Source organism: Paenibacillus mucilaginosus 3016 (assembly GCF_000250655.1).
Classification (GTDB): Bacteria; Bacillota; Bacilli; order Paenibacillales; family NBRC-103111; genus Paenibacillus_G; species Paenibacillus_G mucilaginosus.
Map to the genome: position 1 here is coordinate 25351 of NC_016935.1, position 25724 is coordinate 51074.

General features: G+C 57.5%; 28 protein-coding genes, 1 tRNA gene, 1 pseudogene and 2 riboswitches. Of the genes and pseudogenes, 28 read left to right on the forward strand and 2 right to left on the reverse strand.

Going from position 1 to position 25724, the window contains the following annotated elements; translation table 11 throughout:
* Positions 1–71 precede the first annotated feature (71 nt).
* Complete coding sequence (gene map, locus PM3016_RS00115) at positions 72–815, forward strand: type I methionyl aminopeptidase (RefSeq protein ID WP_013913843.1); 744 nt, start codon at positions 72–74, stop codon at positions 813–815.
* A 222-nt stretch (positions 816–1037) separates the two neighbouring features.
* Here map and PM3016_RS00120 read toward each other — a convergent pair.
* A tRNA-Arg gene (locus tag PM3016_RS00120) sits at positions 1038–1110 on the reverse strand.
* A gap of 186 nt (positions 1111–1296) precedes the next feature.
* Here PM3016_RS00120 and PM3016_RS00125 point away from each other — a divergent pair.
* From PM3016_RS00125 to PM3016_RS00140, 4 genes are all read left to right on the forward strand, one after another.
* Positions 1297–1818: an RNA polymerase sigma factor gene (locus PM3016_RS00125; protein WP_274380011.1), complete on the forward strand. Its 522-nt coding sequence runs from the start codon at positions 1297–1299 to the stop codon at positions 1816–1818.
* On the forward strand, positions 1815–2321 hold the full coding sequence (locus PM3016_RS00130; protein WP_013913845.1) for a zf-HC2 domain-containing protein: 507 nt from the start codon (positions 1815–1817) through the stop codon (positions 2319–2321). The genes PM3016_RS00125 and PM3016_RS00130 overlap by 4 nt, the downstream gene beginning before the upstream one ends.
* The gene (locus PM3016_RS00135) at positions 2318–3481 is read left to right on the forward strand and encodes a hypothetical protein (protein WP_014368075.1); all 1164 of its coding nucleotides are present in this window, start codon (positions 2318–2320) and stop codon (positions 3479–3481) included. The genes PM3016_RS00130 and PM3016_RS00135 overlap by 4 nt, the downstream gene beginning before the upstream one ends.
* Before the next feature lie 159 nt (positions 3482–3640).
* Complete coding sequence (locus PM3016_RS00140; RefSeq protein ID WP_014368076.1) at positions 3641–4246, forward strand: DedA family protein; 606 nt, start codon at positions 3641–3643, stop codon at positions 4244–4246.
* A gap of 63 nt (positions 4247–4309) precedes the next feature.
* Here PM3016_RS00140 and tadA read toward each other — a convergent pair whose 3' ends face one another.
* The gene (gene tadA, locus PM3016_RS00145; RefSeq protein WP_013913848.1) at positions 4310–4789 is read right to left on the reverse strand and encodes a tRNA adenosine(34) deaminase TadA; all 480 of its coding nucleotides are present in this window, start codon (positions 4787–4789) and stop codon (positions 4310–4312) included.
* A gap of 341 nt (positions 4790–5130) precedes the next feature.
* A riboswitch (cyclic di-GMP riboswitch) is annotated at positions 5131–5218 on the forward strand.
* 111 nt (positions 5219–5329) lie between these two features.
* On the opposite strand from tadA, the gene PM3016_RS00150 reads away from it, so the two are divergent.
* The 23 genes and pseudogenes from PM3016_RS00150 to atpD all read left to right on the forward strand — a co-directional run bounded on the left by PM3016_RS00150 (position 5330) and on the right by atpD (position 25636).
* The gene (locus tag PM3016_RS00150) at positions 5330–6040 is read left to right on the forward strand and encodes a PilZ domain-containing protein (RefSeq protein ID WP_013913849.1); all 711 of its coding nucleotides are present in this window, start codon (positions 5330–5332) and stop codon (positions 6038–6040) included.
* A gap of 128 nt (positions 6041–6168) precedes the next feature.
* Complete coding sequence (locus PM3016_RS00155) at positions 6169–6894, forward strand: peptidoglycan recognition protein family protein (protein ID WP_014368077.1); 726 nt, start codon at positions 6169–6171, stop codon at positions 6892–6894.
* 180 nt (positions 6895–7074) lie between these two features.
* Positions 7075–8175 carry a redox-regulated ATPase YchF gene (gene ychF / locus PM3016_RS00160; protein ID WP_013913851.1) on the forward strand — a complete coding sequence of 367 codons (1101 nt, stop codon included), beginning with the start codon at positions 7075–7077 and terminating at the stop codon, positions 8173–8175.
* A 149-nt stretch (positions 8176–8324) separates the two neighbouring features.
* Positions 8325–9404, forward strand: a complete 1080-nt coding sequence (prfA, locus tag PM3016_RS00165; RefSeq protein WP_013913852.1) for a peptide chain release factor 1 — start codon at positions 8325–8327, stop codon at positions 9402–9404.
* The gene (prmC, locus tag PM3016_RS00170) at positions 9397–10305 is read left to right on the forward strand and encodes a peptide chain release factor N(5)-glutamine methyltransferase (RefSeq protein WP_013913853.1); all 909 of its coding nucleotides are present in this window, start codon (positions 9397–9399) and stop codon (positions 10303–10305) included. The genes prfA and prmC overlap by 8 nt, the downstream gene beginning before the upstream one ends.
* 164 nt (positions 10306–10469) lie before the next feature.
* Positions 10470–11219 carry a stage II sporulation protein R gene (spoIIR, locus tag PM3016_RS00175; RefSeq protein ID WP_013913854.1) on the forward strand — a complete coding sequence of 250 codons (750 nt, stop codon included), beginning with the start codon at positions 10470–10472 and terminating at the stop codon, positions 11217–11219.
* 83 nt (positions 11220–11302) lie between these two features.
* Positions 11303–12382 carry an L-threonylcarbamoyladenylate synthase gene (locus PM3016_RS00180; RefSeq protein ID WP_041619005.1) on the forward strand — a complete coding sequence of 360 codons (1080 nt, stop codon included), beginning with the start codon at positions 11303–11305 and terminating at the stop codon, positions 12380–12382.
* 101 nt (positions 12383–12483) lie between these two features.
* Complete coding sequence (locus PM3016_RS00185) at positions 12484–13047, forward strand: manganese efflux pump MntP (RefSeq protein ID WP_014368079.1); 564 nt, start codon at positions 12484–12486, stop codon at positions 13045–13047.
* 133 nt (positions 13048–13180) lie between these two features.
* Positions 13181–13764, forward strand: a pseudogene (locus tag PM3016_RS00190) (low molecular weight protein arginine phosphatase).
* Between the two features lie 106 nt (positions 13765–13870).
* Positions 13871–13951, forward strand: a riboswitch (ZMP/ZTP riboswitch).
* A 99-nt stretch (positions 13952–14050) separates the two neighbouring features.
* Positions 14051–14509, forward strand: coding sequence for a ribose 5-phosphate isomerase B (gene rpiB / locus PM3016_RS00195; RefSeq protein ID WP_013913858.1), 459 nt, complete (start codon positions 14051–14053; stop codon positions 14507–14509).
* Positions 14510–14550: 41 nt separating this feature from the next.
* The gene (locus PM3016_RS00200) at positions 14551–15168 is read left to right on the forward strand and encodes a TIGR01440 family protein (RefSeq protein ID WP_013913859.1); all 618 of its coding nucleotides are present in this window, start codon (positions 14551–14553) and stop codon (positions 15166–15168) included.
* 106 nt (positions 15169–15274) lie between these two features.
* The gene (gene glyA, locus PM3016_RS00205; protein WP_014368080.1) at positions 15275–16522 is read left to right on the forward strand and encodes a serine hydroxymethyltransferase; all 1248 of its coding nucleotides are present in this window, start codon (positions 15275–15277) and stop codon (positions 16520–16522) included.
* A gap of 207 nt (positions 16523–16729) precedes the next feature.
* A complete protein-coding gene (gene upp / locus PM3016_RS00210) occupies positions 16730–17359 on the forward strand; it encodes a uracil phosphoribosyltransferase (RefSeq protein WP_013913861.1) in 630 nt (209 codons plus the stop codon).
* A gap of 35 nt (positions 17360–17394) precedes the next feature.
* Entirely contained in the window at positions 17395–18537 is a 1143-nt protein-coding gene (wecB, locus tag PM3016_RS00215; protein ID WP_013913862.1) for a non-hydrolyzing UDP-N-acetylglucosamine 2-epimerase, read from the forward strand.
* A 174-nt stretch (positions 18538–18711) separates the two neighbouring features.
* A complete protein-coding gene (locus PM3016_RS00220) occupies positions 18712–18948 on the forward strand; it encodes an AtpZ/AtpI family protein (protein WP_014368081.1) in 237 nt (78 codons plus the stop codon).
* A gap of 93 nt (positions 18949–19041) precedes the next feature.
* Positions 19042–19308 (forward strand): ATP synthase subunit I, encoded by a 267-nt coding sequence (locus tag PM3016_RS36960; RefSeq protein WP_238540564.1) that lies wholly within the window; start codon positions 19042–19044, stop codon positions 19306–19308.
* 36 nt (positions 19309–19344) lie between these two features.
* Positions 19345–20112: a F0F1 ATP synthase subunit A gene (gene atpB / locus PM3016_RS00225; protein ID WP_013913865.1), complete on the forward strand. Its 768-nt coding sequence runs from the start codon at positions 19345–19347 to the stop codon at positions 20110–20112.
* Between the two features lie 99 nt (positions 20113–20211).
* The gene (gene atpE / locus PM3016_RS00230) at positions 20212–20442 is read left to right on the forward strand and encodes a F0F1 ATP synthase subunit C (protein WP_013913866.1); all 231 of its coding nucleotides are present in this window, start codon (positions 20212–20214) and stop codon (positions 20440–20442) included.
* 112 nt (positions 20443–20554) lie between these two features.
* Complete coding sequence (gene atpF, locus PM3016_RS00235) at positions 20555–21040, forward strand: F0F1 ATP synthase subunit B (RefSeq protein WP_013913867.1); 486 nt, start codon at positions 20555–20557, stop codon at positions 21038–21040.
* Positions 21037–21588 carry a F0F1 ATP synthase subunit delta gene (locus PM3016_RS00240; protein WP_013913868.1) on the forward strand — a complete coding sequence of 184 codons (552 nt, stop codon included), beginning with the start codon at positions 21037–21039 and terminating at the stop codon, positions 21586–21588. Before atpF ends, PM3016_RS00240 begins: the two co-directional genes overlap by 4 nt.
* 16 nt (positions 21589–21604) lie before the next feature.
* Positions 21605–23119, forward strand: a complete 1515-nt coding sequence (gene atpA, locus PM3016_RS00245; RefSeq protein ID WP_013913869.1) for a F0F1 ATP synthase subunit alpha — start codon at positions 21605–21607, stop codon at positions 23117–23119.
* A 96-nt stretch (positions 23120–23215) separates the two neighbouring features.
* The gene (atpG, locus tag PM3016_RS00250) at positions 23216–24073 is read left to right on the forward strand and encodes an ATP synthase F1 subunit gamma (protein ID WP_013913870.1); all 858 of its coding nucleotides are present in this window, start codon (positions 23216–23218) and stop codon (positions 24071–24073) included.
* 156 nt (positions 24074–24229) lie between these two features.
* Positions 24230–25636 (forward strand): F0F1 ATP synthase subunit beta, encoded by a 1407-nt coding sequence (gene atpD, locus PM3016_RS00255; protein ID WP_013913871.1) that lies wholly within the window; start codon positions 24230–24232, stop codon positions 25634–25636.
* Positions 25637–25724: the final 88 nt, after the last annotated feature.

Below are 25724 nucleotides of genomic sequence, written 5' to 3' on the forward strand. Positions count from 1 at the left end.
GCGTACAATAGAGTACAATCGGTGTTGACAACGGCCTTATCCGGCCTTTGAAAAGCTAGGAGTGAATAGCCATGATTATCCTTAAAACACCCGAAGAAATTGCCAAAATGCGAGAGGCCGGGCAGATCTTAGCCGCATGTCACCGGGAGATTGCCAAGATCGTCCGGCCCGGCATCACCACGATGGAAATCAATGATTTTGCCGAAGCCTTCATCGTTAAGCACGGAGCGAGCCAGGTGACGAAGGGCTTCAAGGGCTTTCCTGCGGCGACCTGTGCCTCGGTGAATGATGTGATTGCCCACGGCTTCCCGAGCAAGGAGCCGCTTGTGAACGGGGATATCGTCAAGATCGATATCGTCTGCTGCTATAACGGCTGGATGGCCGACACCTGTGAGACGTATGCGGTCGGGACCATCTCCCCGGAAGCCGAGAAGCTGGTCCGCGTGACGAAGGAATGCCTGAACCTGGGGATCTCCAAAGCCTTGATCGGCAACCGGATCGGAGACGTCGTCAGCGCCATTCAGAAGCATGCCGAAGGTAACGGCTTCTCCGTCGTACGCGATCTGGTCGCCCACGGAATCGGCCGCAATATGCATGAGGAGCCTTCCTTCCCGCATGCCGGCAAGCCCGGACGGGGCTTCCGTCTGGAAGAAGGCATGGTATTCACGATCGAACCGATGGTGAACGCGGGCAAGCACGAGATGTTCATCGATTTTGACGGGTGGACCGCCCGGACGATGGACGGCAGCCTCTCGGCGCAGTTCGAACATACGGTGGCCATCACGAAAGACGGCCCGCTTGTCCTGACGCAATGAAAGAAAAGAGCCTGCGGCACGAAGGAAATTCGTGGATGCGGGCTCTTTTTGCCAATGGTGTCGGTTATGTACTTGGCTGCATGTGATGCAGGATGTTCATCGCGTAGTGTGCCTCTGAAGGGACGCGTCTATACGGGCGGCCAGCAGCCGCGGAGAAAATAAAAGCCCGTAAGGGCCTTGAAGTCATGAAGAAGCGCACCTGTCGGCGGCAGCTGAAGAATGGGTCCCCAAGAGGACTCGAACCACTATCTGTCCTTTAGGAGAGGACTGCTCTATCCTGTTGAGCTATGGGGACGCGATATCCTAACCAAGGGTTATTATATCACACCGCCTTACGGGAGAAAAGCGAACACCCTTCTTAAGCAAGCATGAAAAAAATTCTTGCCATTCGCTGCAGTGAAAAGAGACACGGCGGTCGTCTATAGCTTGTGGAGAAGGGAGGGGGAGACCGATTACCGAAGAAGCGTGGATTGCTCGAATCATCGATGGGGACCGGGAAGCGTTCCGCGAGCTCGTGGAGCGGTACGGAACCGACTTGTACAAAGCCGTCTACTCGGTGCTGCATTCAGCCGGGGATGCCGAGGATGTAACGCAGGAAGTGCTGCTGAAGATCTACAGCTCCCTCCCCCAGTACCGGCATGGCGGACTGAAGACATGGCTGACGCGGATCGCCGTACATAAGGCCATTGATTATAAACGCTCGAAAGACCGCAAGAGGGAGCAGCTGACGGAGGAATGGGAAGCCATAGGGGCGGCTGCTCGGTCCCCGGGCAGCCCCGTGGAAGAAAAGGTGCTTCGCAGGGACCGCCGGGAACGGGTAAGGGAGAATCTCGAGCGGCTGCCGGGAGCGTACCGGGATGTGGTGGTGGCGTTCTATCTTGAGGACAAGAGCTACCAGCAGATTGCCGACGAGCAGCAGGTGGCGGTCAAAACGGTGGAGTCCAAGCTCTACCGGGCCAAGCAGTATATGCGCAAAGCATGGAGGGAGGAGGATCTGGAATGAACCATATGCCAAGGGAAACATGGCTCGACTATATAAGGGGCACCCTCGCTCCGGAAGAAAGAGACGTATGTGATGCCCACCTGGCAGAGGACTGCGCATCCTGTTTCGAGCTATATCTGGAGGCACTGGAGGAGCTAGCTGAAGAGCTGCCGGAGCCGGATGCGGCCTCTCTGCAGGCATCGGTGATGGAGCAGTGGGATTTGGAGCATCGTTCCGCTGCGCCCGCCATTGTGGGACAGACCGGAAGCCGCCGTCACCGGCTGCTCTGGCTCCAGCATCCGCTGTTCCATTACGGAGCCGCCGCCGCCATCACGATGCTGCTCATGAGCTCCGGCGCCTTCCAGTTCTTGCTGGGCAGCGTTTCGGCGGCCGTGGAGCAGGCACCTCCGGATTCTACCCGTCCGGCGTCCGAGACGGAGCCTTATTCCGTAAGATGGATGGAAAAAACGGTCGGCCTGCTTGACCGGATTGAGCCCAAACGAGAAAGAGGGGATAACCGATGAACACGACAAAACATCCGATGGCCGCTCTGCTGCTGTCGTTCATACCGGGACTCGGACACCTGTACAGGGGCAGAATCATCAAAGGGATGATTTATGGGATCTTATTTTTCGGACTGGCACTCCTGTCGTTCTTGTCTGCCGTGATATTCAGGGAGACTGAACTGGGCATACTCCTGTGTCTGGGCGGCATTGCCGTGGGGCTGATCAACCTCGCGGACATGATCGTGTCCCTTCTGACTTCCTCCCATCCGACGAGACCGCCCTCTTCATATCCGGGACGAGTATACAGCGAAGAGGGGCCGCAATCGTTCCAAAGTCCTCATGCAAACGAAGGACGTACACACGCATCTCAAGATTACCCGCCTGCAGCGGCGAACGACCGTTATTTTACCGTATTCCTTTCGTTGATTCCGGGGCTGGGGCACTTTCATCTCGGACTGATGCAGCGGGGCCTGGCCTTCATGGCGGTGTTCTTCGGCTTCATTGTAATGACGCTGTTCCTCGCAGCATTAACCGGTCAGGACGATTTCTTCGTCTTCCTCGGGGTTCTCCCCATCGTCTGGCTGTACTGCATGTTCGACTGCGTACAGCTTCTGAAGCGCCGGGAAGCCGGGGAGCCGCTGCTGGACCGGACGTTTTTCGATGATTTTCAAGAGTGGCGCGGACCCGGGCGAAAGAACCGCACGCTGGCGGCGATCCTCTCCGTCTTCCCCGGAGCGGGCCATATGTATCTCGGCCTCCAGAAGAGGGGATTCCAGCTCATGGCGGGATTTCTGCTCGCGGTCTACATTCTGGATGTGCTGCGGCTCTCCCTCTTCATGTTCCTGATTCCCCTGCTGTGGTTCTTCAGCTTCTTCGACGCCCTTCAGCATATCTCCCGATGGGAGAAGGAGGAGCTCCGGGATATCCCGGTCGTCGAGTGGATCCTGCACCATCAGCGCGGGATTGGTATTGGACTCCTCGGTCTCGGTATTTATTATCTGTTCGATCAAGTGCTGCTGCAGGTGCTCGACCTGTGGGTGACCCCCGAGACCCAGCAAAGAATCGTCTACTGGTTCGAGCGGTATTTTCAGACCTTCGTCGTCTCGGTGCTGCTCATCGGTGGCGGCATCCGGCTGCTGCTGGGCAGCCGTGGTAACGGGCAGGGCAGGCGGATGTGACGGAAGCCCCCGTAAGAAGAGGGAGTGCGGAAGAGTGCGCAGGGCCAATGAGAGAGAACCGTTCCTTAACCGGAACGGTTCTTCGGCGTTTAGGAGAGGGGCTCTCCGGGAAATCTGGATAGAGTACGGGGCCGCCTGACATGCCGCCCTCGAAAGGAGATGGAGACCATCACGATCGATACGCTGCTCTCTTACATTCACCAGTTCGGCTACCTCGCGCTGTTCTTCGCCCTGTGGCTCGGCATCGTGGGGATGCCCATTCCGGATGAGGTTGTGGTGATGACCGGCGGCATGGTAGGTGCGCTGCATCTGCTGAGCCCGCTTCCGGCCTTCGTAATTACGTATGTGGGCGTTGTCTCCGGCTTAACCCTCGGATATGTGCTCGGCCGGGTCATGGGGCCTCCCGTGCTGGAGCGGCTCCGAAAGAAGAAGAGCATGGAGCCTTATATCGAAAAGTCCTATGCCATGCTCGACAAATACGGTTCGGGTACGCTGGTGTTCAGCTACTTTCTTCCCGTCGTCCGCCATCTCGTCCCCTACCTGGTCGGCATCAACGGCATGTCCTACCGGACCTATGCCCTCTATTCGTACCTGACGGGACTGCTGTGGACGATGGTTTATTTCGTACTGGGGTATTTTTTCGGGGACTCGATCGAGGTCATCTCCCGTGCAGTGACCCGGTACGGCTGGTATGTACTTGCGCTGCTGGCAGCCGGGGGCCTGGCTGTCATGTGGCTCCGGCCGCTGCGCCAGAAGGCCAGATAGACAACGAAGGGGAGGGACAAGCGGCTTGTCCTCTCCCCTTCGGGCTATGGGGGTATGGGGGCTTCACTGGTGACCGCCCGGCTTATTTTTTCCTCTCAGCCTGCGGAAGAAATCGGTCAGCATCGAGCCGCATTCCTCCTGAAGGATACCGCTGACCACGTCGACCCGGTGATTGAACCGTTCTTCCTGCAGCAGGTTCATCAAGGTGCCGGCACATCCGGCCTTGGGGTCATGGGTTCCATAGACCACCTGCACGATGCGGGACTGGACGATGGCGCCCGCACACATCGGGCAGGGCTCCAGCGTTACATACAAGCGGCAGTTCAGCAGCCGCCAGGCATCCAGATGCTCGCTCGCCTCGCGGATGGCGATCAGCTCCGCATGGGCCAGCGGATCTTTATCCGTCTCCCGCCGGTTATAGCCGCGGCCGATAATTTCCCCCTCACGGACGATGACCGCCCCGATCGGCACCTCCCGAATCGCCTCGGCTTTGCGTGCTTCTTCGATCGCAGCACGCATGAAGCGTACGTGTTCTTCCTCCATAGCTGCTAACCTCTCATTTCTGCTGATGTGGACAGGGTGCCGTCAGAAGTTATTCTTTGTCAACACGCTGTGGATAAATTTGTGGATAATCCGATCCGTTTCCCAGTCCATTGTAGAAAAAAGCGCTTGATAGAGCAAGTCTCTCTCCGGCCAGCAAACTTATCCACAGGCCCTTAACAATGTGAATAACTAACATGGTTTATACACATGTGAATAAATGGCGGGAAAAATCCTCGAAAAAAGGCTTGATGTATCAGGGATTCGTACCTATAATGAAGAGTATGAATAGGTATTAGTGCCTAATAACTGATGCTAAGTAACTATGCATATCATAAGAAACATTCGTTTCATGGCAAACCTGCCGAAAGGCAGGGACGCAAAGCTTAGGGTCTACGGTCCTGCAGGGACTATGACAGCCTGGCCGCCGAATGGACTCACGAACAACACGGCGGATCCCTCTTTGCGAATGGAGTCGGCCTTTTTGCTTTGGCTGCTCCCCAACATCCAGAACAAACATCCAATGCGAGAGGTGGCAACCCCATGATGAAGATGGCTGCAGCAAGATCAGCCTACAGTCTTACGGACGAGAAGTACCGCAGCCCCAGCGGCATCCTGCTTCACAGCCGGACGGTCGTTGAGAAGGCGAATTTCGTATCTACCGGTATTCTGAGCTTTGCGGAAGGCGATATTCTGGAGATCGAAATGTCGGAGTACAAAGTATTCGACCTCGGAGATACGGTGAAGCTTACCGTGTATTCTCCGGGCGGGATCTATATGTTCGAATCCACCGTGGTGGCCAAGGACCACGGTGCCCTGATTATCATCAATCCCCCGCAGAACCGGAACCTGTTTGCCGAGAAGCGGGAAAACCCCCGGATTACCGTGAAGGAAGAGGGCCGGGTGCTCTCGGTACAGATGGCTGACGGCACCGACCGGCTGCTCGAAGACAAGATCGAGCTCAGCGTGCATAACATCAGCATCAGCGGGATCGGGTTTACGATCAGAGAAGACCTGGGTATCGGCAAAGGCGCCGTAGTGCATCTGCATCTGCAGCTCGGTTTCGAAATGCCGTGCCGTGCGGAGATAGCCAGAACCGAGAAGACCGAGAACGGGGAGTTTTATTATGGGGCCCAGTTCATCGATCTGGCCAAGGATAAAGCGAATTCTCTGCGTGCTTACGTTTTGAAAAAGCAGGTGGAGACGCATTTCCGGACGAAGCGGGAAGAGTCGGCCAAGCGGATCTTTAAATAATCCGGCTTCGCCTCCCAAGGAACAAAGCGGGTCGTATGGACAATCTTATAACAGCCGACGTATGCGCCGCGTACCGTCCACCTCCTTGCAGCATATGCTGTAAGAAAGAAGAAGAGGTGGTGAGGAACGTGGCGTTTTTGATGAAGTACGAGATCATTCCGCGTTACTTGACCGGACCCAGCCAGAGAAGGCCGAAGCTTCCTTTGGCACGCTGCCGGTTCATGGTTGCCCATGATACGGGCAATCCGAGCTCGACGGCAGCGGCGAACGTGGCGTATTATGAGCGGACAAGGAACGATATGGCCTCCTCCGCTCATTTGTTCGTCGACGACCAGCAGATCATCGAGTGCATCCCCCTGCTGACGGGGGCGGCGGAGAAAGCCTATCATGTGATCTACAACGTGACGAGCGATAACGCGCGCTACGGCACCGATGCCAACGACACGGCCGGTGCGGTGGAGCTGTGCTACGGCGGGAGCATCAATCTCACGGAGTCCTACAAGCGGTACGTATGGGTCTTCGCCTATGCCTGCTACCGGTACGGACTGAATCCGCTGACGGACATTACAGGACATTACATCCTCGACCCGGCACGGCGCAGCGATCCGCAGACGCCCCTGCGGCTGCTCGGCAAATCGTTTGCGAATTTCGTACAGGATGTGGCTGACGAGCTGAAGGCCTGCACGATCGTTACGCCCCCGAAGCCCCAGGTGCTGATCTCGCCGGAGGATGCGAACAAGCTGATCAGCTTCCTGTCCGCGATCTACTACGCCGCGGAGGATGAGGAAAGCCGGACCGAGGTGAACCGGCTGGCCAACGAGCTGCGGCGGATCTCGGGGCAGCCGGAAGAATAAGAGGGAGGGCGGATCTGACAGGGATTTGCCCGCGATCAAGCCGGCTTCGCACGGGCGGGGACCGGCTTTTTACATAACCTCGGGTACCAAAAAGTGTAACTGCGTGACAAAATGGCTAATAATAAGCTATAATAGAATGTCAGAATCTAAGCGGAATACCGGATAGGAGTTGTCCTTGATATGGCTTTGAAAGCAGGAATCGTCGGGCTGCCGAACGTAGGAAAGTCCACGTTATTTAATGCGATAACACAAGCTGGGGCAGAATCAGCGAACTACCCGTTTTGTACTATAGATCCGAACGTCGGTGTAGTGGAAGTGCCGGACGAGCGTCTGGAGGGCCTTGCGAAGATCGTGACGCCGAACCGTATCGTGCCGACGGCTTTTGAATTCATCGATATTGCCGGTATCGTCAAGGGCGCGAGCAAGGGCGAAGGCCTCGGCAACAAGTTCCTCTCGCATATCCGCGAAGTCGATGCGATCGTGCACGTCGTCCGCTGTTTCCAGGACGAGAACATCACGCACGTCTCCGGCAAGGTGGATCCGATCAGCGACATCGAGACGATCAACCTGGAGCTGATCCTCGCCGACGTCGACTCCGTCGACCGGAAGATCGAGCGCTCCCGCAAAAACCTCAAGGGCGGCGACAAGAAGGTGGCCCAGGAAGTCGAGACGCTCGAGAAAGTCAAAGAAGCGCTCTACAACGACAAGCCGGCCCGCAGCCTCGACCTCACCGATGAAGAAAAGCTGCTGATCCGCGACCTGCACCTGCTCACGATGAAGCCGGTCCTCTATGCGGCGAACGTCAGCGAGGCGGAAGTGGCGAACAGCGACGATAACCCGTACGTGCAGAAGGTGCGCGAATATGCGGCTGCCGAGAATGCGGAAGTCGTGCCGATCTCGGCCAAAGTAGAGGCCGAGATTGCAGAGCTCGAAGGCGAAGACAAGGCGATGTTCCTCGAGGAGCTCGGCCTGCAGGAATCCGGCCTCGGCCGTCTGATCAAAGCGGCTTACAAGCTGCTTGGACTGTATACGTACTTCACGGCAGGTGTGCAGGAAGTGCGCGCCTGGACGATCCGCAAGGGGATGAAGGCTCCTCAGGCGGCAGGGGTCATCCATACCGACTTCGAGCGCGGGTTTATCCGTGCGGAGGTTGTCGGCTACGAAGATCTTACGAATTCCGGCTCCATGAACGCGGCGAAAGAAAAAGGGCTGCTGCGCCTCGAAGGCAAAGAGTACGTGGTGCAGGACGGCGACGTCATGCATTTCCGTTTCAACGTATAGCTGGGCCCGCGGCAGCCGGACTTCATGAGGGTGGAGCCGCCTTAGCCTCCGGGACATCAAGGCGGCGGAGCAGACAGCAGGAAACAGTCAGTAGGATGCCAAGGGCACGGATACGAAGAAACGGAAATGAAGGGAAAGGGTGAACGACGATGCTGGACCGGCTACAAGCGCTGGCGGACCGTTATGAGAAATTGAGCGAGCTGCTCTGCGACCCTGATGTCGCGGGCGACTCCAAGAAGCTGCGGGAGTTCTCGAAAGAGCAGTCCGACCTGCAGGAAACGTATGATGCCTATATGGAATACAAGAGCGTATCGGAGCAGTACGAGTCTGCCCGCGCCATGCAGAACGAGAAGCTCGACGACGAGATGAAAGAACTCGTCAAAATGGAGCTGGAAGAGCTGACGGAGCGCAAGACCGAGCTGGAAGAGCGCATCAAGGTGCTGATGATGCCGAAGGATCCGAACGACGACAAGAACGTCATCGTCGAGATCCGCGGCGCGGCCGGCGGAGACGAGGCGGCGCTGTTCGCAGCCGACCTGTACCGCATGTATTCCAAATATGCGGATACCCAGGGCTGGAAGATCGATGTGATGGACGTGAGCATGAACGACCTTGGCGGCTTCAAGGAGATCATCTTCATGGTCAACGGCAAGGGCGCTTACAGCAAACTGAAGTTTGAGAGCGGCGCGCACCGCGTACAGCGGATTCCGGCGACGGAATCGGGCGGCCGGATTCATACCTCAACGTCGACGGTGTCCGTGATGCCCGAGATGGAAGAGTTCGACATCGAGATTCACGATAACGATATCCGCGTCGATACGTTCTGTTCGAGCGGTGCCGGCGGGCAGTCCGTCAATACGACGAAGTCGGCGGTGCGCGTGACGCATATCCCGACGGGGATCGTGGCGACGTGTCAGGACGGCAAATCGCAGAACTCGAACAAAGAGAAGGCGCTGCAGGTGCTGCGGGCCCGGATCTTTGATAAAGCGCAGCAGGAAGAGATGGAGAAGTACGGTGCCGAGCGGAAAAGCAAGGTGGGTACAGGCGACCGTTCCGAGCGGATCCGCACCTACAACTTCCCGCAGAGCCGTGTGACCGATCACCGGATCGGCCTCACGCTGCACCGTCTGGATGCCATCATGAACGGCGACATGGAAGAGATTGTCTCGGCCCTGACGATCGCCGCTCAGACGGAGCAGATGGAAAAAGGAGAATACGCCGGTGCCTGATGAACGGCGAAGAACCATACGTGAAGCCTATACCGAGGCTTCTTCTTTTTTGGCGGCGCAGGGCGTGCGCGAGCCCGAGTCCAACAGCGAGCTGCTGCTCGCCTATGTGCTCGGCGAGAGCCGGAGCGGGCTCTTGCTCCGCTGGCCGGAGCCGTTCCCGCCGGAGCGGGAGGCGCTGTGGCAGCGCGTACTGGAGCGCAAGGCGGCGGGCGAGCCGGCGCAGTACATCATCGGGGAGCAGGAGTTCTACGGGCTCCCCTATACGGTGACGCCGGCCGTGCTGATCCCGCGGCCGGAGACGGAGCTGCTGGTCGAGGCCGTAATCCGGCTCGGCCGGCAGCTGTGGATGGGCCCCGGTGAGGGCGGGGAAGGTCCGCTTGCAGCCGATGTGGGGACGGGCAGCGGCGCCATCGCGGTGACGCTGGCGTCGCAGTGCCCTTCCTGGCGCCTGATGGCCTCGGACATCTCGCGCGCGGCGCTGGATGTGGCGCAGGCCAATGCCGTGCGCCACGGGGCCGAGGAGCGGATCACCTTCGTGGAAGGGGATCTGCTCCTCCCGTGGATCGAGCAGGGCATCGCGCTCGATCTGGTCGTTTCGAATCCGCCGTATATTCCGGATTCGGATGAGGCGGGCCTGCAGCCGGAGGTGCGGCTGTACGAGCCGCGGACCGCGCTCTACGGCGGCCCCGACGGCCTGGAGCCGTACCGGCGGCTGACGCAGCAGCTGCTCGAGCTGCCGGCGGTGCCGCGGCTGGTCGGCTTCGAGGTAGGCCAGGGGCAGGCCCCGGAAGTGCGGCGGCTGCTCGAGGCGGCGGCCGACTGGGACGGTGTACTCATCGTGCCGGATCTTGCCGGCATCGAGCGGCATGTGGTCGCTTACCGCAGCGGCAGGGGAAGCTAGCATAGGGCACCGCAGATCAGCCGCCATTCCGCAGTAGAAGGATGGCGGCTGATTCTCTATCCTAAGTTTGCTGTGCAAGATGTATAAACTCTCTCAACCGGGTCATACTGACTACTAGAACTTATAGTTTATAGAGTCATAGATTCCGAGAGGGGCTGCTTACAATGGTCAAACGGGTGTCGTGGAAACGGTATGGATATCTGCTGTTCGCCTTTATGGTGATGATGATGTGCTGGGAGTCGAACCGCTCCAATGTCATGCTCGTTACCGCAGCTGCGGCTGAGACAGGCGGCGAAGCAAACGGACAATCGATTCCGCAGGAATCCATCCGGCTGCGCATTCTGGCCAACTCCGATGCCCCCGCCGACCAGTGGATCAAGCGTGAAGTGCGAGATGCCATTGTGGCCGAGATGGAAGGCTGGGTGGAGCAGCCGAAGGGGATCGAGGAAGCACGCGAAGCGGTCCGCGCCCATCTCCCCGAGCTGAGTGAGGTGGTAGGCAGCACCCTCCGGAAGAATGGATTTGATTACGCCTATAACGTGGAGCTCGGTACGGTTCCTTTTCCAACGAAAATGTACGGCAATGAAGTATATCCGGCCGGCGAGTATGAAGCTTTGCGCGTGTCCATCGGGGAAGCCGAAGGACAGAACTGGTGGTGCGTGCTGTTCCCGCCCCTGTGCTTCATCGATTCCGAAATGGTCGTGAAGCCGGAGAACACGGCGCAAGCGGCCGGTGCGGAAGAAGCACCGGAGAACAATGCCGATGAAGCATCGGCGGAATCCCGCAAGGGAGCCAAGCCGGCTGAAGCGGAAAAGAAAGCGGAGGGCGAACGGACGGCCGCAACTGCGGCCAAGCCCGAAGTGCGTTTCTTCCTGTGGGATCTGCTGCAGAAGATCGGAACGTGGTTTGCCTAATCTTCACCCGGAGGGCTTGAGCGGCCGAGTGTTCTAGTGTTCGGACCCCGTGCACAGCCCCATTCCGGAGAAAATAGAGTGGGATGATGTCGATGACAACGAAACAATGGAAAGTCACTGCGGAAGAGGCGGCCCCCGAGACACTAGCCGAGCCCGCCTCCCTTCTAAAGAAGGGCGGGACGGTAGCTTTCCCTACGGAGACCGTCTACGGCCTCGGCGCCGACGCCCGGAGCACGGAAGCGGTGGCCGCCGTATTCGCGGCCAAGGGCCGGCCTTCCGACAATCCGCTCATCGTGCATATCGCTGACCGGTCTCAGCTGGAGGAGCTTACGGCTCCGCCGGAGGAGGCCGTTTCGCGTTTGCTCGATGCGTTCTGGCCGGGGCCGCTGACGGTCGTGCTGCCGGCGCGCCCCGGGGTACTGTCACCGCTGGTCACGGCGGGCCTGTCCACGGTAGGGGTGCGGATGCCGGACCATCCGGTGGCACTGGCGCTGATCGCCGCGGCCGGCTGTCCGGTGGCGGCTCCGAGTGCGAACCGTTCCGGCCGGCCGAGCCCGACCCGGGCGTCTCATGTGCTCGAAGACCTCGGCGGCCGGATCGGCGGGGTGGTCGACGGCGGGGAGGCCGGGGTAGGCCTGGAGTCGACTGTAGCGGAATATGCCGGCGGTGCGCTGCATATTCTGCGCCCGGGCGGCGTCACGCAGGCCCAGCTGCAGGCGGTGCTGCCGGATGTTCCCGTGGTGGGCGCATCGGCCGGCCTGGAAGCGGAGAGTCTGCCGGAGCCGGAAGCCCCTCGCGCGCCAGGCATGAAGTATGCCCACTACGCGCCTCAGGGGGCCATGCTGCTTGTGCAGGGGGAGGACCCGGCCGCGGTTCAGGAGCGCATCCGGGCGGAGCTCGATGCGGCCAAGCAGCGGGGCGAACGCACGGGCGTCTTCACTTACGCCGAGCACGCCCATCTTTTTGCTGCCGACCATGTCGCGGTTTGCGGCAGACTCGATGACCCGGCTTCCGTTGCCCGGGAGCTGTATGCGGCCCTGCGGAGCTTCGACGAAGCCGGCGTGTCGTTCATCGCTGCCGAGGCCTGTCCGGCGGCCGGTATCGGACAGGCCGTCATGAACCGCCTGCGCAAGGCATCCGGGGGCAACATCCGGACCGTATAGCGGAGGTCTTCCTTGGAGCACACAGCCCGTCCGCCGCATGTCATGAATCCCCCCTTGTCCGCATAGGATGGTTAGGAATAGGGACAGGGGGTAGGGGAAGCATGGCATGGTCATCGCCTCTCATGTGGGCTCAATTCGTTTCGATCGGGCTGATGGCCCTGGCGCTTGGGCTTGATGCGCTCTCATTAGGACTCGGACTAGGCATGAAAGGCATCCGCAAGCTGGATATTTTAAAAGTGAGTGCCGTTACGGCGCTCTTTCACGTTCTGATGCCCTTGGCAGGAATGTGGATGGGCGGGTACATCTCGGTGCTTCTCGGCAAGGTGGCTACGATGTGCGGCGGCCTGCTCCTGCTCCTCTTGGGCGGGCATATGATTTACAGCTCCCTGCACCCGGGGGAGGAGCGTTCCTACGATCACCGGTCCTTCGTGGGGCTGCTGCTGTTCTCCTTGAGTGTCAGCATCGACGCTTTCTCCGTAGGCGTGTCGCTTGGCATGTTCGCCGGCGATGTCCTGCTTACCGTGGGGATGTTCGGTGCGGCCGGCGGGCTGATGTCGGTCATCGGTCTGCTGCTTGGCCGGCATGTGGGTGAATGGATCGGGGAATACGGGGAGATGCTGGGAGGCGTGATCCTGATGGCCTTCGGCCTGAAGTTTCTGTTGTGACCCGCCCCCGGGAACGACAGGCGTCAGGTGCGCCCTTTTGGATGTTGCACCGTTTTGAGGTACAATAAGAGGAGAACGGGTTTTTGCTGCCGAATTCAACCTCTGACAATAGACGAAAAAGGCGGGGAGACGCATGAAGCGGATTTTGTTCGTTTGTACAGGCAATACGTGCCGAAGCCCGATGGCGGAAGGGCTGATGCGCCGGATTGCAGCCGATGAAGGACTGACCGGGCTGGAGGTGCGCTCTGCCGGCGTGGCGGCGATGGTGGGAACGCCGGCATCGGACCACGCGGCTTCCGTGCTCGCTGCGAAAGGCTGTCCTGCGCCTTCCGCCTCCACCTACCTGAACGCGTCGGCCGTCGAATGGGCCGATCTCATTCTGACGATGACCTCCAGCCACAAGCGGCACACGATCCAGCTGTATCCGGAGGCCGTGGCAAAGTGCATACGCTCAAGGAGTATGTGCAGGACGATGCGGCATCGGCCGGCAAGCTCGCGGAAGTGGAAAGCCTCGTGACCGAACTGCAGCTCAAGCAGGCGCTCTCCGGCGAGATTACCGAAGAGGAGCGCACGCGGGTCCGTATGCTGCAGGATGAGCTGCCAAGTCCTGATATCGCGGACCCGTTCGGGGGACCTCTCCGCGTCTATGAAGCCTGCGCGGAGGAGATTGAGGACTGTTTGCGCAAGCTGGCCGCCAAACTGAAGTCCGGCCAATAATCCGGCGGGATCCTAGGGAAACGGGCAGGCGGAGGCAGCGGATCCTGCCTCCAAAATGGACTTTACAGCCACCAGCGGTTTACGCTATGATGGGAATAGAAATGAAGGACCCCGATGTAACTGGCGACGAGTGGGATCAACCACAGTGGAGCATCGGGACATACGGCCGGTCGCCTGGGCAAAGAGCTGCGCATAGAGCGGGATTTCCGCGTGCGTCCGGCTCTTTTTCTTTTTGCGGCGGGAGTGCGGTATAATAGATGGGATCAAAGCGAGGAGGCGACGGAGGATGAAAATTGCAATGGGTGCAGACCACGCGGGATACCGGCTGAAGGACGAACTGAAGCCGTTCCTGGAATCGCTGGGCCATGAGGTGGAGGATTTCGGATGCTCCTGCGGCGATTCGGTGGACTATCCGGACTATGCGATTGAAGTGTGTGAGAAAGTGGTATCGGGCGAAGCGGATAAGGGTATTCTGATCTGCGGGACCGGCATCGGCATGACGATCGCCGCCAACAAGGTACCGGGAATCCGCTGCGCTCTGGTGCACGACCTGTTCACGGCCAAGGCGACCCGGGAGCACAACGATACGAACGTGCTTACGCTCGGTGAGCGTGTAGTCGGTCCGGGTGTAGCACAGGAGATCGTGAAGATCTGGCTCGAGACGGATTTCTCGCAGGGCGAACGCCACCAGAAGCGCCTGGATAAGGTGAGAGCGATCGAAGAGAAGTACGCTCTGCATCCGTAAGGCCTAACCGGCGGTCCGCACGAGAGAAAGGACGGGATCAGATGACAGTGGAGCATTCGGCAGTGCAGGAAGATGGCGGAGCATCCCTTCTGACCGGCCTGCGCCCGCAGGTGGAACAGATTCTTAGGGAGCTGGTTCAGGCGGGCGGCGTGAAGCCCGGGCAGCTGCTGGTGATCGGGACAAGCACCAGTGAAGTGCTCGGGCACCGGATCGGCACGGCGGGGAGCGGGGAAGTGGCCCAGCGGATATTCGAGGCCGTGGAAGCGGTCCGGGAGGAAGCCGGGTTCTACCCGGTCTACCAATGCTGTGAGCACCTGAACCGGGCGCTTGTCCTGGAGCGGGAGGCCGCCGAGCGGTATGGACTTGAGGAAGTCAGCGTTGTGCCGGCACCGCGTGCAGGCGGATCGATGGCGGCCCACGCATTCAGGCAGCTGCCTCAGGCGGTGGTGGTCGAGACCGTACAGGCGCATGCGGGGATCGATATCGGCGATACGATGATCGGCATGCATCTGAAGCGCGTGGCGGTGCCTGTCAGGCCTACGATCCGGCAGCTCGGCGATGCGCATGTGACGATGGCCTTCACCCGGCCGAAGCTGATCGGCGGAGCGAGAGCGATCTACACGGCGGAAGCCCCGCAGGTGAACGACAACTGCAGCTAACCGGTTTTTTCGGTGCTGAATTTATAGATACTGTAATGGCTGTTATGGTTGTATCGGTATGAGGCGAATTGGATTGTTGAAAACCAAATTAGGGAGGAATTTCACCATGGAACAACTGCGCAAACAAGACCCCAAAATCGTCGAGGCGATGAACCTCGAGCTCGGCCGCCAGCGTGACAAAATCGAACTGATCGCTTCCGAGAACTTCGTCTCCGAAGCGGTGCTGCAGGCGATGGGCACCGTACTGACGAACAAGTACGCCGAAGGCTACCCGCACAAGCGCTACTATGGCGGCTGTGAGTACGTCGACATCGTGGAAGATATCGCACGCGACCGCGCGAAAGAACTGTTCGGCGCCGAGCATGCGAACGTGCAGCCGCATTCCGGCGCACAAGCCAACATGGCGGTCTACCTGGCTGCAGTGAAGCCGGGCGAAACGATCCTGGGCATGAACCTGGCCCATGGCGGCCACCTGACGCACGGTTCCCCGGTGAACGCGTCCGGCATTCTGTACAACTTCGTCGCTTATGGCGTATCGGAGAAGGATTCCCGCATCGATTATGATGATGTCCGCAAAGCGGCGTTCAAGCACAAGCCACGCCTGATCGTAGCCGGCGCATCCGCCTACCCTCGGACGATTGACTTCGAAGCACTTGCTTCCATCGCCAATGACGTGGGCGCTCTGTTCATGGTCGATATGGCTCATATCGCCGGTCTCGTCGCGGCAGGCCTGCACCCGAATCCGGTGCCGTACGCCCACTTCGTAACGACAACGACACACAAGACGCTCCGCGGACCTCGCGGCGGTATGATCCTGTGCCGCAAGCCTTGGGCGGCTGCGATCGACAAAGCGGTCTTCCCAGGCTCCCAGGGCGGTCCACTGATGCACGTGATCGCGGCCAAAGCCGTAGCCTTCGGTGAAGCACTCCAGCCGGAGTTCAAGACCTATGCGCAGAACGTGGTAGACAACGCGAAGGCGCTGGCGGAAGCCCTGACGGCGGAAGGCATCAACCTCGTATCCGGCGGTACGGACAACCACCTGATGCTGATCGACCTGCGCAACCTCAACATCAGCGGCAAAGACGCCGAGCATCTGCTCGACGAAGTCGGCGTAACGGTCAACAAGAATGCGATTCCGTTCGACCCTACTTCCCCATTCGTGACGAGCGGGATCCGTGTTGGTACGCCTGCCGCAACTTCCCGCGGCATGGACCAGGAAGCGATGAAAACCATCGCGAAGATCATCTCCCTTACCCTCAAGAACCCTTCCGACGAAGCGGTTCACGAGAAGGTTCGCGGCATGGTCAAAGACCTCACGGCACAGTTCCCGCTGTATGCGGGTCTTGGCTACTAAGACAGAAATCGGCTTACGCCGGCGAATCCCCTTCGGGGGAAACGCCGGCTTTTTTTGTTCCACGTGGCACATCTGTGGGTGCAATATCGCTGCTGGGATAACTGCTGGCGGTTGTGGTATAATAGACAAGATTTGGCGCAGGACCCAAGGAATCGACAGAGTAAGATTGCCGCTTAGTGATTTTGGTGAAGATAGGGAGAAGCAGGTATGGGAAAAGTTTACATTTGTGATCATCCGCTGATTCAGCACAAGCTGACCTACATAAGGGATGAGAACACGACCACAAAGGACTTCCGGGAGCTGGTCGATGAAGTGGCCACGCTGATGGCCTATGAGATTACCAGAGATATCCCGCTTGAGAAAGTGCAGGTCAAAACGCCGGTTACGATGGCCGAATGCCGCGTGATCTCCGGCCGCATGCTGGGGTTGATCCCGATTCTGCGTGCTGGTCTCGGCATGGTGGACGGGATCCTGAAGCTCGTGCCGGCCGCGAAGGTAGGGCATATCGGCCTGTACCGCGACCCGGAGACGCTGGAGCCCGTGGAGTATTACGCGAAGCTGCCGACGGATGTGCTTGAACGGGAGCTCATCGTGATTGACCCGATGCTGGCTACGGGCGGTTCGGCGAATGCCGCCATCACGGCGCTGAAGAAGCGGGGCTGTACCCAGATGAAGCTGATGTGTCTGATTGCTGCGCCGGAAGGGGTACAGGCCGTTCAGGAGGCCCACCCGGACGTAGATCTGTATGTGGCCGCCATCGACGACCATTTGAATGACCACGGTTACATTGTACCGGGTCTCGGGGATGCTGGAGACCGGCTGTTCGGTACGAAGTAAGAGTGTGTGAAAGGCGAGAGGAGAGACCGATTGTTATGAAAAAAACGAAGGTGATTACGATCTTCGGTACGCGTCCGGAGGCCATCAAGATGGCTCCGCTCGTCAAAGAGCTCGAGAAGCATCCGGATCATATCGAATCGCTCGTCTGCGTGACGGCACAGCATCGTCAGATGCTCGATCAGGTGCTGGAGATTTTCAAAATCAAGCCCGACTATGATCTTGATGTCATGAAGGACCGCCAGACGCTCAATGAGATTACGATCCGTGTACTGCAGGGCCTGGATCCGGTATTCCAGAAGGAAAAACCGGATCTCATCCTGGTTCACGGCGACACGCTGACCACATTCCTGGCAAGCTATGCGGCGTTCCTGCAGCAGATTCAGGTAGGACATGTGGAGGCGGGCCTGCGCACGTGGAACAAGATGTCCCCGTACCCGGAAGAGATGAACCGGCAGCTCACCGGCGTGCTGGCTGACCTGCATTTTGCCCCTACGAACTGGTCTGCCGGGAACCTCCGCAAGGAGAACAAGCCGGAAGAGCGGATCTTCGTTACAGGCAATACGGTAACGGACGTGTTCCAGTACACCGTGCAGGATGAGTTCCAGCATGAGGTGCTGGACTGGGCCAAGGGGAAGCGTCTGGTGATGATGACCGCCCACCGCCGGGAATCGCAGGGCGAGCCTCACCGCCAGATTTTCCGCGCCGTACGCCGTCTTGCCGATGCGTTCGACGATATCGCCATCGTATACGCGGTACATCCGAGCCCGGCCGTTAAGGAACCGGCTTACGAGATGCTTAGCGGTCACGAACGGATCAAGCTGATCGAACCGCTTGACGTGTTCGAGTTCCACAACTTCTACCGCCACGCGCATCTGATTCTGACGGACTCCGGCGGTCTGCAGGAAGAAGCGCCTTCGTTCGGTGTTCCGGTTCTTGTCCTGCGGGAGACGACCGAGCGTCCGGAAGGCATCGAGGCGGGTACGCTCGAGCTAGTCGGAACGGATGAAGAGAAGGTCTTCAGCCGGGCCAGCGCCCTGCTCAGCGACCAGGTATTGTATGAGCGGATGAGCCGTTCGGCCAATCCGTACGGGGACGGCAAAGCCTCGGAGAGGATCGCCGATGCGATCCTGTATCACTTTGGACATAAGCCGGAAAGACCTCTTCCATTCCAACCGTGACAATATCATGACAAACGTCACAGCGTACAGTTGTACTGTTTGGTTTGAAACCCCCAAAAACCTTGATTTATCAAGGTTTTTGGGAAGTCTCACGGGGAAATGCCAACAAGTTGCACAATTGACAATTCGATCTTTAGTCCGATAAAATAAACTAGGATTGTGGTTGATGGCTGAATGAAGAGGCAAAATTCCAATGATAGTCCCTGGCGCGCACTGGCGCTGCTCGGTGGAATCGGCGTGGATTTGGGTGTCTGTATGGCAGCCGGCTATTGGGTCGGAGACCTGATCAGCGAGTGGCAGGGAGGAGAGCCCCTCTGGATTGTAGGGGGAATGATGACCGGGTTCATCTTAGGAATCGCCAGCATCTACCTGATCATCAGAAACTACATGCGGGGAGGCCCCAATGGATGAGTTTTCGCTCCGCCTGAAAACGGTTCAACGCACTGTCATATTTTTTTTGCCTTCTGTTTCCTGGCCTGGGCACTGTTTCCCGGGTATCGTCCGCTGTTTGCGGGATGGATTCTGGGGACGCTTGCCAGTCTTATTAACGCGCATTACTTGGCCTGGAAAATCCGACGGCTCTCCGATGCAGTACTTGCGGGCCGCAGGAGCAGGGGCATCGGATTCGGCACACGTGCCGCCATTGCGATCCTTGCCGTATGGGCCGCTTACCGGTATCCGGAAGTTTTTGCCGTATGGACGACCATTACCGGATTAATTTTTGTTCAGTTGGCAACACTCCTACTGGGTATTATTTCAATTAAAAAATAATCCATCATGCTTTTGGAAAGGGGTGAAACTACTGCAATGCATGAATTACCGATAGTGAATTGGCTGGGTCTGAACTGGGACCTCTCCACCATCATCACCGTAACTGTAACATGTTTGATTGTCCTGATCCTCGCCATTGCCGGTACACGCAATCTTTCGGTGCACAATCCCGGGAAGATGCAGAACTTTCTGGAATGGCTGGTCGAGTTCGTTCAGAATATTATCGCCGGCTCCATGGACATGAAGAAAGGCAAGCCGTTCCTGATGCTCGGCATTACGCTCATCATGTTCATCTTCGTGGGGAACATGCTCGGTCTTCCGCTGTACATCGCAACGGAGGTGACCGGTCCGCTGCCGCAATTCGGCATCACGGCTGCAGAGTATGAGGCTGCTCACGCTGCGAACAAACACCTGTCGATCTCCTGGTGGAAATCGCCTACAGCCGATCTGTCCGTAACGATGGGCCTCGCGCTGATGGTGATCGTCATGGTCCACTTCCTTGGTCTGACCAAGAACACGAAGCATTACCTGCACCACTATGTAGAACCGTTCGCGGTGATGTTCCCGCTGAACATTGTCAAGGAGGTTTCCAAACTCCTGACACTCGGTATGCGTCTTTTCGGTAACATCTATGCCGGTGAGGTACTGATCGCCGTCATCCTGATGGCCGGAATCGGCGGGATTGTTCCGCTGATCATCTGGCAGGGCTTCTCCGTGTTCGTCGGTGCCATCCAGGCATTCGTCTTCACGACGCTCACCATGGTGTACATTTCGCAGGCCATCGTGCACGAAGAAAAGCATTAGCAATTCGCGGACGAGATTTTGTAAGTTCATTACCCCTTATCCGCTTCATTAAACACTAATAAAAAACTATGCGAACCAATTAAAGGAGGATTTTCTACAATGGAAGGTATGTCTTTTCTTGCAGCAGCAATTGCAATCGGTCTGGGTGCACTCGGCGCAGGTATCGGTAACGGTCTCATCGTAAGCAAGACGGTTGACGGTATCGCCCGCCAGCCGGAACTCAAAGGTACGCTCCAAACGGTAATGTTTATCGGTGTAGGTCTCGTCGAGGCGATTCCAATCATCGCGGTAGTATTCGCATTGCTCTTCACGTTCGTATTCGCAGGTTAATAGCAACGCTCAGGCGGGGAAGCCTTCAGCCTCCACGCCTTCCTTTTGTCCCGGCGTTCTTTGGCCGGGACCTTGATTCAGCCATTAGCCCTCTGAAGGGAGTGACGTATAGATGCATTTCGAATTAACCTCGTTTATTTTCGCCATCGTTTCGTTCGCGATTCTGATGTGGCTGATCAGCAAATATGCCTTCGGTCCACTGATGGGCATCATGGAGCAGCGCAGACAGCTCGTCCTCGATCAAATGAACAGTGCCGAGCAAAACCGCAAGCAGGCGGATTCCCTTCTTGCCGAGCAAAAAGCGGCTCTGGAGCAGGTTCGCAGCGAAGCGAAGCAGATCATGGAGCAGGCTCGTGTAACGAGCGGCAAGCAAGCTGAAGATATCATTGCCCAAGCGAAGGCGGAAGCAGGACGTCTGAAGGAAGAAGCTCTTCGCGATATCGAGAACGAGAAGAACCTGGCCGTTGCCGCACTGCGCAGTCAAGTGAGCGCCATGTCCGTTCTGATCGCTTCGAAGATTATCGAGAAGCAGATCGACGAGAAGTCCCAAGAGCAGTTGGTTGAGCATTACCTCAAGGAAGTAGGGGGCAACCAATGAGTCAGGACCTAATCGCAGCCAAACGGTACGCCAAAGCTTTGTTTGAAGTCGCGAAAGACGCGGGACGGATTGCTGAGGTGGAGCAGGAGCTGGAGACGGTCGTTGCCGTATTCAAGGAAAATCCGGATCTGAGCAAGCTCATCAAGCACCCGGGCATCGATGCCGGCGTTAAGATCGGGCTGATCAAACAAATCTTCGGTGCAGGCGTATCCGAGAGCGTGCTGAACACGCTTCAGCTGCTGATCGAACGCCGCAGGGAAGAAGCGCTGGAAGCTTTCGTGAGAGCTTACAGCAAAATTGCCGGCGAATCGCTGGGTCAAGCGAATGCAACGGTCTACTCTCCGGTGGAGCTTTCCGCCGAAGAACTGTCGAACATTGCATCCACGTTCGCCAAAATGACGGGAAAACAAATCCGTGTCAGCACGGTTCTGGATAAGAGTCTTCTCGGGGGCATTCAAGTTCGTATCGGCGACCGCCTGTACGACGGAAGCCTGTCCGGCAAGCTGCAGCGTCTGGAAAGAGCATTGAATCAATCTCAAGCATTGTAGATAGGGGTGAGGTTCGTTGAGTATCAAGCCTGAAGAAATCAGCACATTGATCAGACAACAGATCGAGAACTATAAATCCGAAATTCAAGTGGTTGACGTTGGTACGGTTATTCAAGTCGGTGACGGTATCGCCCGTGCACACGGCTTGGAGAACGTAATGGCCGGTGAGCTGCTCGAGTTCTCCAACGGCGTACTCGGCTATGCGTTTAACTTGGAAGAAAGCAACGTCGGTATCGTTATCCTGGGACCTTACACAGACATTCGTGAAGGCGATCCAGTTAAGCGTACGGGCCGTATCATGGAAGTACCGGTTGGCGAAGCTCTGCTGGGCCGTGTCGTGAACGCACTCGGTCAGCCGATCGACGGCAAAGGTCCAATCAACACGACGCATTCCCGTCCGGTTGAATCCCCTGCTCCAGGCGTTATGGCCCGTAAATCGGTACATGAGCCAATGCAGACAGGGATCAAAGCCATCGATGCGATGATCCCGGTAGGCCGCGGTCAGCGTGAGCTGATCATCGGTGACCGTCAAACGGGTAAAACCTCGATCGCTGTCGATACGATCATCAACCAAAAGGGCAGCGGCGTAAAGTGTATCTATGTTGCTGTCGGTCAAAAGCAATCCACGGTCGTTGCGCTCGTTGAAACGCTCCGCCGTGCAGGCGCGCTGGACTACACGATCGTCGTATCCGCTTCGGCTTCCGAGCCGTCCCCAATGCTCTGGCTGGCTCCATATGCAGGCTGCGCAATGGGCGAGTACTTCATGTACAAAGGCGAGCACGTACTGATCGTATACGATGACCTGTCCAAGCAAGCTGCAGCATACCGTGAGCTGTCCCTGCTGCTCCGCCGTCCTCCGGGCCGGGAAGCTTACCCGGGTGACGTCTTCTACCTGCACTCCCGTCTGCTTGAGCGTTCCGCCAAGCTGAGCGATGAGCTCGGCGCAGGTTCGATGACTGCTCTGCCGTTCATCGAAACCCAAGCGGGTGACGTATCGGCTTACATTCCTACGAACGTTATCTCGATTACGGACGGACAGATCTTCCTGGAGTCCGACCTGTTCTACTCCGGTCAGCGTCCAGCCGTAAACGTAGGTATCTCCGTATCCCGTGTAGGTGGTTCGGCTCAAACCAAGGCGATGAAGAAGGTTGCCGGTACGCTCCGTCTGGACCTTGCGCAATACCGTGAACTCGCGGCATTCGCACAGTTCGGTTCCGACCTCGACCGTGCTACGCAAACCCGTCTGAACCGTGGTGTCCGTACGCTTGAGCTGCTGAAGCAGGGCGTAAACCAGCCGCTTCCTGTTGAGAAGCAGGTAGCAGCGATCTACGTCGTAACCAGAGGTCATATCGATGACCTTCCTGTACAGGATGTACGCCGTTTCGAAGCGGAATTCCTCGCTTACCTCGATTCGAACCGTCCGGAAATTCTCGCGAGCATTCGCGACACGAAGGACCTGACTTCGGATAACGAGAAAGCGCTCGTGGATGCGATCGGCCAGTTCAAAAAAGGGTTCGCTCCTTCCGCGTAATGAATTAGACCAAGAAGCAGCCGGGCTTCTCACTCGGGAAGCTCGGCGTTCCTTATATAGTGATTCAGGGGTTCTCGAAAGAGAGGTGAGCAGAGCATGGCAAAAGGGATGCGCGAAATCAAGCGCTCGATCAAATCGAAACAAAACACGAAGCAGATCACAAAAGCGATGGAGATGGTTGCGGCCTCGAAACTGAGACGCGCTCAGGAAGCTGCGGAAGCTTCCCGCCCATATTCCGAGAAGATGAAGGAAGTGATCGCGAGCATCGCAGCAGGCACGAAGGGTGTGAAACACCCGATGCTGCAGACACGCCCGATCAAGAAAACCGGATATCTGGTGATCACCTCCGACCGCGGTCTGGCCGGTGGTTACAACGCGAACGTGCTGCGTAAAGTGATGAACGTCATTCGTGAGAAGCACAACTCCACGAATGAGTACGCGATTTTCGTGATTGGCCGTAAAGGCAGAGACTTCTTCTCGAAGCGGAATATTCCAATCGTAGAAGAAGTAACGGGTCTGGCGGATTCCCCGACGTTCGCTGATGTAAAGCAGGTTGCTGCTTCCGCAGTAGCGAACTTCGAAAAGGGAACGTACGACGAATTGTACCTCGTGTACAATGAGTTCAAGAATGCCATCACGCAGATTCCTACGGTTAAGCGCCTGCTTCCGCTGGAGGAAGTGAGCGGAGCATCCGTATCGAACTACGAATACGAGCCGTCTCCGGAAGGCGTACTGGAAGTGCTTCTGCCGAAATATGCAGAGACACTGATCTACAGCGCCGTACTGGACGGTAAGGCGAGTGAGTTCGGTGCACGGATGACAGCGATGAACAGCGCAACGAAGAATGCAACGAAGATGATCTCCACGCTTACGCTGCAGTATAACCGTGCGCGTCAGGCATCGATTACCCAGGAAATATCGGAAATCGTTGCCGGAGCCAACGCTCAAAGCTAAAGGTTGAAATCGAAAAGTCTTGCCTCGGGCAGGGCTTTTACGATGCAAACAATGACTTGGGCAAGCTAATCAAAATTTTTGGTCTTGCTTCGGCAGACTTAGTAAATGCTTACGATGTCAGTCTTGCTTCCGGCAGGACTCTTAGGAGGGGAAAACATGAGCAAAGGCCGCGTAGTGAATATCACAGGGCCGGTTGTTGACATTGAGTTCGAACGTGGACAGCTCCCTGAGATTCTGAATGCTATTAAGATCCAAAGAAAAGCCCAAAGCGCTGGTGAGCAGGATATCAACCTGACGGTCGAGACTGCCGTTCACCTGGGTGACAATATGGTTCGTTGTATCGCAATGTCTTCCACAGACGGTTTGGTTCGTGGTGTCGAAGCTGTTGATACAGGCGCTCCGATTTCCGTACCGGTAGGGGCTGCTACACTGGGCCGCGTGTTCAACGTACTTGGTGAGCCTATCGACGGCAACGAGACGGTTGACCGTACCCTGACCAGCCCGATCCACAAGGAAGCTCCTTCGTTCGAAAACCTGTCTACACAAGCGGAAATCCTCGAAACGGGGATTAAAGTTATCGACCTGATGGCTCCTTATGCCAAGGGCGGTAAGATCGGTCTCTTCGGCGGCGCAGGTGTAGGTAAAACCGTTACGATGCAGGAACTCATCCACAACATCGCTCAAGAGCACGGCGGTATCTCCGTATTCGCGGGCGTGGGTGAGAGAACACGTGAAGGTAACGACTTGTACCACGAGATGAGCGATTCCGGCGTTATCTCGAAGACCGCGATGGTGTTCGGCCAGATGAACGAGCCTCCGGGTGCGCGTCTGCGCGTTGCCTTGTCCGGTCTGACGATGGCGGAATACTTCCGTGATGAAGAAGGCAAGGACGTACTTCTGTTCGTCGACAACATCTTCCGCTTCACCCAAGCCGGTTCCGAAGTATCCGCCCTTCTCGGACGTATGCCTTCGGCGGTAGGTTACCAGCCTACGCTGGCAACGGAGATGGGTCAGCTGCAAGAGCGGATTACATCCACGAAGAAAGGTTCCGTTACATCGATCCAAGCGATCTACGTTCCGGCGGACGACTACACCGACCCGGCTCCGGCAACGGCGTTTGCTCACTTGGACGCTACAACGAACCTGGAGCGTGGTATTGCATCCAAAGGTATCTTCCCGGCTGTAGACCCGCTGGCCTCGTCCTCGCGGATCCTGACTCCGGAAATCCTCGGCGAAGAGCATTATCAAGTAGCACAAGGCGTAAAGAGAATTCTTCAGCGCTACAAAGAGCTTCTTGATATCATCGCCATCCTCGGTATGGATGAGCTTTCCGATGAGGACAAACTCGTCGTTCACCGTGCACGTCGTCTGGAACTCTTCCTGTCCCAGCCCCTGCACGTTGCCGAGGCATTCAACGGGATCCCGGGCGTATACGTTCCGGTTAAAGAAACCGTACGCAGCTTCAAAGAAGTTCTTGAAGGCAAGCACGACAACCTTCCTGAGCCGGCGTTCCACAACGTGGGAACGATCGAAGATGCCATCGAAAAAGCAAAAACGCTGTAATTTCATTTACAGCGGAGCATAGATCGCAAGTCCATCCGGCCTCCCTGCGGGGGTCGGATGCTGGCTTACTCAGCCGTTTCGCTTGTCG